The 8,335-nt window shown below is 47.9% G+C and carries 6 protein-coding genes; 5 read left to right on the top strand and 1 reads right to left on the bottom strand.

Going from position 1 to position 8,335, the window contains the following annotated elements; genetic code table 11:
• The 5 genes from AB7E53_RS13295 to AB7E53_RS13275 all read left to right on the top strand — a co-directional run.
• On the top strand, positions 1–242 hold a 242-nt coding region (locus tag AB7E53_RS13295), incomplete at its 5' end, for a hypothetical protein (protein ID WP_446776194.1).
• Positions 243–497: 255 nt separating this feature from the next.
• Positions 498–1,037: a sigma-70 family RNA polymerase sigma factor gene (locus tag AB7E53_RS13290; protein WP_446776192.1), complete on the top strand. Its 540-nt coding sequence runs from the start codon at positions 498–500 to the stop codon at positions 1,035–1,037.
• Between the two features lie 88 nt (positions 1,038–1,125).
• Positions 1,126–2,124, top strand: coding sequence for a FecR family protein (locus AB7E53_RS13285; protein ID WP_446776190.1), 999 nt, complete (start codon positions 1,126–1,128; stop codon positions 2,122–2,124).
• A gap of 151 nt (positions 2,125–2,275) precedes the next feature.
• Positions 2,276–5,722: a SusC/RagA family TonB-linked outer membrane protein gene (locus AB7E53_RS13280; RefSeq protein WP_446776188.1), complete on the top strand. Its 3,447-nt coding sequence runs from the start codon at positions 2,276–2,278 to the stop codon at positions 5,720–5,722.
• Positions 5,723–5,740: 18 nt separating this feature from the next.
• Positions 5,741–7,486, top strand: coding sequence for a RagB/SusD family nutrient uptake outer membrane protein (locus AB7E53_RS13275; RefSeq protein WP_446776186.1), 1,746 nt, complete (start codon positions 5,741–5,743; stop codon positions 7,484–7,486).
• Between the two features lie 112 nt (positions 7,487–7,598).
• Here AB7E53_RS13275 and AB7E53_RS13270 read toward each other — a convergent pair.
• On the bottom strand, positions 7,599–8,335 hold a 737-nt coding region (locus AB7E53_RS13270), incomplete at its 5' end, for a toprim domain-containing protein (protein WP_446776184.1).

Below are 8,335 nucleotides of genomic sequence, written 5' to 3'. Positions count from 1 at the left end.
ATTTAAGTTACATTGAAGGGCAAACTCCTATAGATGAAGACGAAAAATCAGGATTAAAAATAAAAACCATCACAACAAGAAATGAACTTGATGAATGGGAACAATTAAATATTGAAGACGCAATAAATAGGTATAAGTCAAACAGCCGTCGAAAACAATATAAACAAACTTCGAAAGGGAGGTATTATACAACGTATCGGCACTACAAAAAAAGGATCATGGATTGTAAATCTAAAAGATGATAAATAAAGAAAGGAATTCGCTTAAGCTCACAAATATACTATTTTTAAGCTCAATTACCTGGAATTTGAGCTAAAAAACGACCACTCCATGAGTTTAAAGAGAAAAAATATCCGAACCACTCCTACAACTATTACGCCCATTTTAACCTACACAGATGTCTTACTAACAAACTCAAGGTGTCAAAACAGATTAGTCTCAGAACAAAAAAAACAAAACAAAAGTTAATATTTGAAATAAAACAGTATATTTGGCGCATGGACACATTCGCTACCGAAAAAGACAGATACAAAGAGGTCTATCTATCAACTGGAAACGCCTTACTGAATTTTGCAAGAAAATTCGTCCCCGAGTTTTATGCAGAAGACATTGTTCACGACGTTTACCTTCGGTTCTGGGACAAACAAATCTACAAATTACCCAACGAAGAATTAAGGAGCCTCCTTTATACTGCAGTACGCAACGCCTGCATCGATCATCTGCGCAAATTGCAGACCGAACAGGAATTTATTGATCAGCATGCCGTCCAATTAACATTGGAAGAGATCTTTTTATACGAATCGTCCGAAGAAAAGATCATGAAGCAAGACCTCTTTCTTCAATTTCTCAAACAATCCGAGGCATTGCCCGAACGTACCCGCCAGGTCTTTAAATTAAGCTATGTAGATGGCTTACGCAACAACGAAATAGCCGAACAGCTCGGCTTGTCGGTCCACGCCGTCGAAAACCAACTCTACCGTGCCCTCCTCCATCTTCGTAAACATTGCGCCCGGTATTTATACATTTTTTTATGCTGAATTAAAAAAAATATTAAAAATCGGTGGGAGAAAATTCCTTGTGGTACGTTGTATTAGTAAAGGGCTTAAACAAGCAATCTAAACAACCATGGAATTTAAACAGACAGACGCCGATACACGCATCATACGCTACCTTCAGAAAAATCTTTCGGAGGAGGAAAAAATTCAGTTCTACCATTGGGTAGAATCAGATCCGGCCAACAAAAAGCGTTACTTCGATACCAAAGCACTGTACGACAACTGGGTACAGGCCCGCAATCCGATATCGGTCGATGCCAGCTGGGAGAGGCTGCTCGGCAAACGGATGGCTAGCAAGCAGACAACAGGCAAAAGGAGCAGAAAGCTCTGGCTTAAAGTCGCCTCCTATGCTGCCGTAAGTCTGGTAGCCGTAGCGCTCACCGCACTATGGTTCATGGAACAGCCGGCTCCTGCATCCTTGGCAGCACAGTATGTAGGCGGAAACGGTATTGAAGCGGATATTGTAATCCTGCCGGACGGCACCGAAATCAGTCTCGGTACGAAATCCACCTTCTGGTACGAAACCGATTACGGAAAAACCCAACGCATCGTACACCTGCGGGGCGAAGCCTATTTCAATGTGGCCAAAGAAAAAGACAAGCCCTTTATTGTAAAGGTAGACGGGCAGCAGATCGAGGCACTCGGAACAAAATTCAACGTTATGGCCTACCCGGCCGACACGGTTACCGTCACCACCCTCTTGGAAGGGTCGGTTCGGCTCTTCATGGAACAAGGCGGGCAGATTAGTATCCTCAAACCCAATCAGCAACACATTTATAACAAGAACAAACAACGTGTACTGGTTAAAGACGTAGATGCCGCTCAATATACAGCGTGGACAACAGGCTACTACTATTTCCCCGAACAAACAATGGAATCCATGCTTGGCAGGCTTGCCAACCTGTACGGGGTGACATTCGATGTACAGACCGCATCGCTCAACCAGCGTAAATTTACCGGTACACTCTACCGCGGACAGCGCATCGAAGACATTATGGAAATAATCAGTCTCTCCATACCGATCAGGTACAAAGTAAACGATCATCACATAACCATTATTAAAAAGTAAAATGTCCTAATCTAAATTTATTTCCAACATGAATACAAGTTAACCTAAAAAAAGGGAAGAGAAGATCCCGCCAGATCCTCCCTTCCCGGTTCCGTCAATTAAACATCTGTTATCACAGCAAAAACGTTTAATCTTAAAAACATACAAAAATATGAATAAAAAATCTATAGTTACTTTACCTGCACTTAAAAGAGCTATAAAAGTCATGAAAATAACCGTATTGCTACTATGCGTATGCCTTTCGCAAGCCATCGCATCAAGTTATGCTCAAACCACCTCGTTATCTGTTTCGGCAAAAAACGAAACACTCGAGTCCATACTGAAGAAAATCGAAAAACAGTCCGATTTTCTGTTCTTCTACAATCTGGAAGAAGTAAACAACCGTGTTAAAATAAGTCTGAGTAAAAAAGACTGCAGCATCAAAGAAATCATGGATGCACTATCAGCCAGCACGGGAATTACCTATACAATTAAAGACAGGCACATTGTGCTGGCCTCTCCCCTGAACGAAACAGCCGGAACACAACAAAACACACGAAAGCTAAAAGGTAAAATCACCGATACACGGGGCGAATCCATCATCGGGGCCAACGTAATATTGAAAGGGACCAACACCGGAACCATAACCGACTTTGATGGGAACTTCACCCTCGATGTACCGCAGGGAGCCACCCTGCTGGTAAGCTACATCGGTTATCTGAGTCAGGAAGTAGGCACGGCCAACAAAGACATGATCGAAATCAAACTTCGCGAAGACACGCAGAAGCTCGAAGAGGTTGTGGTGGTTGGATACGGTACCCAGCGCAAGGCCAATCTAACGGGAGCCGTGGCACAAGTAAGCGGCGACGTATTGGAGAGCCGCCCCATCGCCAACCTCAGTCAGGGCTTACAAGGGGTAGTGCCCAACCTCAACGTAAGTGTAAATTCAGGTGCACCCGGACAATCCAGCAGTTTCAACATCCGCGGAACCACCTCTCTGAACGGCGGCGGTCCCCTTGTGCTGGTAAACAACGTACAAATGGATCCCGACCTTATCAATCCCGAAGACATCGCCTCTATTTCAGTACTGAAGGATGCCGCATCAGCAGCCATCTACGGAGCAAGAGCTGCATACGGTGTGATCCTTATCACCACCAAAAACGGAACCAAAGAGCAAAAGCCTCAGATATCGCTCTCTACCAACGGATATTGGCAGTCGCCGGCAAAAACCATCGAAACCATCAATTCCATGGAGTATCTGAATATGATCGACCTTGCCTATCAGAACGGCGGAGGAAGCGGACATTACTATAATCCTGTTATTTATGAATATGCCGAAAAGTACTTCAACGATCCTGCAAACAACAGTCCCGTTTATTACGACCCCTCCATCGACCCCAACAAATATCAATACGTTGGCAACACAAACTGGTGGGACGAGATTTATAAAAACTCCAGCTTCTCGCAGCAGTACAACCTGGCTGTAAACGGTGGAAGCGAAAACTCCACCTACTATGCATCGCTGGGCTATAACAACATCGGGGGTATCCTGAAGCATGGCGACGACAAGTACCAGCGTTTCAATGCCAACCTCAACCTGTCGTCTGATATCACCAAGTGGCTTAATTTTTCGGGAAAGGTGATGTACAACTATACCAAGGAGCAGCACCCCGCGGGAGGAACCTCGGCGGCAAACTCAACAGCCTATGCCGGAGTGAGCGCCTATAGCGGATACCTCAAGAACGACCTCAGTCCGCTTATGCCCGTACGCCACCCCGACGGCAACTATGCCGGACAAGGTAGTTATACCAACCCCGCAGCCATCCAGGCACAGGGAGGAAACACCTACGGAAAGAAAAACGACCTGTGGCTTACCGGAGCCCTGCGGGTTACGCCTTTCGACGGACTCACACTGAATGCCGACTATACCTTCAATTCCTACGGACAGGGCATTAAAACCCATGTACGCAGATTCTACGACTATACAGCCGTAGCCGGCACCGAAGGGTACTATCCGTGGACCAACCCCAATAGTGTGGTGATGAGCGACGACGAAGATTACTATACCTCATTCAACGCCTTTGCCGAATATGCAAAGACAATCCGCGAAGATCACTCGTTCAAGATCATGGGAGGTTACAACCAGGAATACAAGCACAATAAATTCTTCTATGCCGGACGCAAAGGATTGATAGACAACGACAATCCCGCACTCAACCTGGCGGTTGGCGACCGGTTGATGAATGCGAATGAATCTCATTGGTCTGTAAACGGTTTCTTTATGCGCCTGAATTACGACTATAAGCATAAATACCTGCTGGAAGTTAACGGAAGATACGACGGTTCGTCCAAATTCCCTAAAAACGACCGTTACGCATTCTTCCCCTCCCTGTCGGCTGCCTGGAGAATATCCGAAGAGGGATTCTGGGAACCGCTCAAATCGGGATGGAACGACCTCAAGATCAGAGCCTCTTACGGATCGTTGGGTAACCAGGCCGTCGGATCCAATTTCCCCTACCTGCCTACCTACTCCATCAACACAGCCATGGGCTATATCCTGAACGGCGAAACACCGGTAGCCGTAGGATCATCCGGGTTGGTAAGCCCCTCGTTTACCTGGGAGACTGTCAATCAGGTAGACCTCGGATTCGATGCCCTGTTCCTAAACAGCCGCCTGGCTGCCTCGTTCGACTGGTATACGCGCGAAACCAAGGATATGCTTACTGCCGGTCAGGCGCTTCCCGCCACCCTGGGAGCCAATGTGCCCACCGAAAATGCCGCCGATCTTAAAACCTACGGATTCGAGGTATCCATCGGATGGACCGATCAGCTTTCCAACGGATTCAAATACTGGGCAAAAGGGGTACTTTCCGATTACCAGTCCGAAATCACCCGCTTTACAAACCCCACCGGATCTATCGGCCAATACTATGTAGGCAGAAAAATCGGAGAAATCTGGGGATACCGTTCCAACGGACTGTTTCAGTCGGACGAAGAGGTGGCCTCCAGTCCCAAGCAAACCAAATTATGGGGAGGAAGCTGGGGAGCAGGCGATGTTAAATACGTCGACCTCAACAATAACGGCGAAATCGAATGGGGAACCAACACCCTCGACAATCCCGGCGACAAAACCATTATCGGAAACAGCACACCCCGGTATAGCTTCGGTATAACCGCCGGATTCGAATACAAGGGCTTCGACTTCGAAATGTTCTGGCAGGGAATCGGTAAACGAGACTATATGGTGGGAGGCGTACACTTCTGGGGATTCACCAGTCAGTGGGACACCCCGCTTAAAGAGTCGCTCGACTACTGGACACCTCAGAATACAGGAGCCTATTTCCCCCGTCCCAACTGGAACAACGGAGGTAACCGTCAGACCACAGACCGTTATCTGCAAGACGCCTCCTATGCCCGCTTAAAGAATGTAACCCTGGGTTATACATTCCCAAAAGTATGGATGAACCAGATTGGTATCAGCAAGTTACGAATCTACGTTTCGGGAGAGAATCTCTTTACCATCACCGATATGATCGACTCTTTCGATCCTGAAACATTGAGTAACATGACCTATCCAATCAACAAGAAACTGGCAGTAGGACTGAATCTAACGTTTTAACACTAAAATTTTACACGTATGAAACTAAAAAATATCATATTATCCGGTCTATTTGTAAGCGTACTGATCTCGTGCGAAGGAGTAACCGATATATCCCCCAAAGACTCACTCACCGATGCCTCCTATTGGTCAAAAGTAGAGGATCTGAAGCTGTATGCCAACAATCTCTACACCAACCTTTCGGCTCCGGGAGTTGACAAAGACAATGTAAGCGACAACTGCATCACTACCAATTACAGTTCGTATCTGTTTAACGAAACCACCATCCCGTCCACCGCCAGCGAAGCCGGATGGACCTGGGGTAACATCCGCAATTGTAATTTCTTCCTCACGCGCTACCAAAAGGTGCAGGCGGCTCCTTCGGAGGTAAACCCCTACGTTGCGGAAGTCCGTTTTTTCAGAGCGCTCGATTATTTCGGTAAAATCAAGCAGTTCGGAGATGTACCCTGGTACGACAAAGACCTTCAGACAGCCGATACCGACGAGCTTTACAAACCCCGCGACACGCGCGATTTCGTATTGGGCAAAATCATCGAAGACCTCGAATTTGCCATTCAGTGGTTACCCGATGCCGACAAGGCAGAAAAGGGACGCCTCAATAAAGATGCCGCCCGCACCCAGCTGGCACGGGTATGCCTGCACGAAGGAACCTACAAAAAATACCATGCACTTACCGGCACCCCGTCGGCAAACGAGCTGATAAAAAAAGCGGCAGACAATGCCCTGGCTGTTATGCAGACCGGTAAATACGAAATCGTAAAAGGATCCGATGCCGGAAGCGGTCAACTGCCTTTCGAAGGATATCCGCTCTACTACTCCAACCAGTTCGTGCAGGAAGACCTTACAACCAATAAAGAATGTATTCTTCCACGCATCTACAAAGAGGGATTGCTATATCACCAGACGGGCAGACAGGCAGGCAGCAGCGGTACAGGTCTATCCAAAGACTTCATCGAATCATTCCTTTGCAAGGACGGAAACCCCATTGCTGTAAGTCCCCTTTACCAGGGAGACAACACCCTGGATAAAGAGATCACGAACCGCGACCCGCGCCTGTATCAGGTTGTGGATAACCTGCACAAACCCTACCTGGTGATGAACGGCGTACGTCAGACCAACCCCTATGCCAATGTAGACGGATCCGGAGCAGTAACAGGATACCCCTGTGTAAAATTCAAGTCACCGCTTCAGTCACAGTGGGAAGCCAATAAAACTACCTACGACTGGTTTGTATACCGCTATGCCGAAGTGCTGCTTATCTATGCCGAAGCAAAGGCCGAACTGAACGAATGCACCCAACAGGTACTCGACCAGACCATCAATCTGTTGAGAGACCGTGTGGGCATGCCCCATCTCACCACCTCGCCGGTAGCCGATCCGCAGGCAGTAGACTATGGCTATACCATCACTCCGTTGCTTTACGAGATCCGTCGCGAAAGAAGAATCGAACTAATCACCGAAGGCTTCAGACTAGACGATATCAAACGCTGGAAAGCCGGCAAACTGTTCGAGAATCCTAAAACATTCCTCGGTATAGTAGTCACCAACGAAGTAATCGCCAACTACCCGGCAGGCGTATTTGGCGGAGCATCCGGCAGACCGGTTATCGAATACCAGGGCAAGAGCTACTTACGCCCCTATCCGGGCAAAAGCCTCAGCGATGCAGGCCGTAAGTGGACCGCCACAGACAAACGCTATCTGAGTCCGCTTCCAACAGACGAAATCACACTCAACCCCAACCTGAAACAAAATCCGGGTTGGTAATAAACAAAAAAGGCTGTCTCGTAATAAGGCAGCCTTTTTCAATACAATCAAATACCAGTATTCGAACCACTTTTGCAAATTCAAGCTATTATTATACAAAAGGCCCCCTTCTTTACAACACCGAGGGCGGGCGGTTCAAGAGGGCGGAGGCAGCTTCCAGTTGTTCCCGCAGCGAAGAGAGGCGGGCAATCATCCGCTGTTTTTCCGTGGGGCGGACCACATAGGCCAACGACGCCACCAGACTGTCCACATCCCTTATCAGCAAATCCTCTTCCGAAACAGCCGCGGGGGAAGATTCAATCCAATCAAAGGATAATTTTGCCTCTGCAAGGGAGGATTCCGATACTTCCGCAGGGATGGATTTAGCCCCATCAAAAGATGATTTTGCCTCTGCAAGGTAAGGTTCCGATACCGCCGTAGGAGAAGATTTCTCCTGCTCCGAGCAGGGTAAAACAACCTCTTCGGTCCTAAAATAGGACTCGGGAAGGGGTGAAATTAGTTTGTCGGAAACAGAAAGTAAAATAGAGTCTTCGGACATACTGTTGGAAGGAGGTAAAACAGGCGATAAAAGGCGTGGGGGACAAAGCAACGACTCTATTAAGGTACGCAAGCCCTCGGAACCCAATTGGCGGAACAGCGAGTCGGGATCCTCCCCGTCGGGCAGCGAAAGCGAAAGCACCCCGAAGCCGGCACCCTTAAGCAGCCCTTCAAACTTAGGCACTGCCGCCTGCCCCCGAACGTCGCCATCCGTAAGCAGCACCACCCGGGTACACAACCCCGCCAGCAGATCCAGGTGACCCTCCGTAATTTCCAGTCCGCACAGCCCCGCCGTATTACCAAACCCTGCCG

The sequence above is a fragment of the Macellibacteroides sp. genome, assembly GCF_050251695.1.
In the GTDB taxonomy this organism is placed as follows: Bacteria; Bacteroidota; Bacteroidia; order Bacteroidales; family Tannerellaceae; genus Macellibacteroides; species Macellibacteroides fermentans.
The sequence above is the reverse complement of the archived record's forward strand: the minus strand, read 5'-3'. Positions and strand labels throughout refer to the sequence as shown.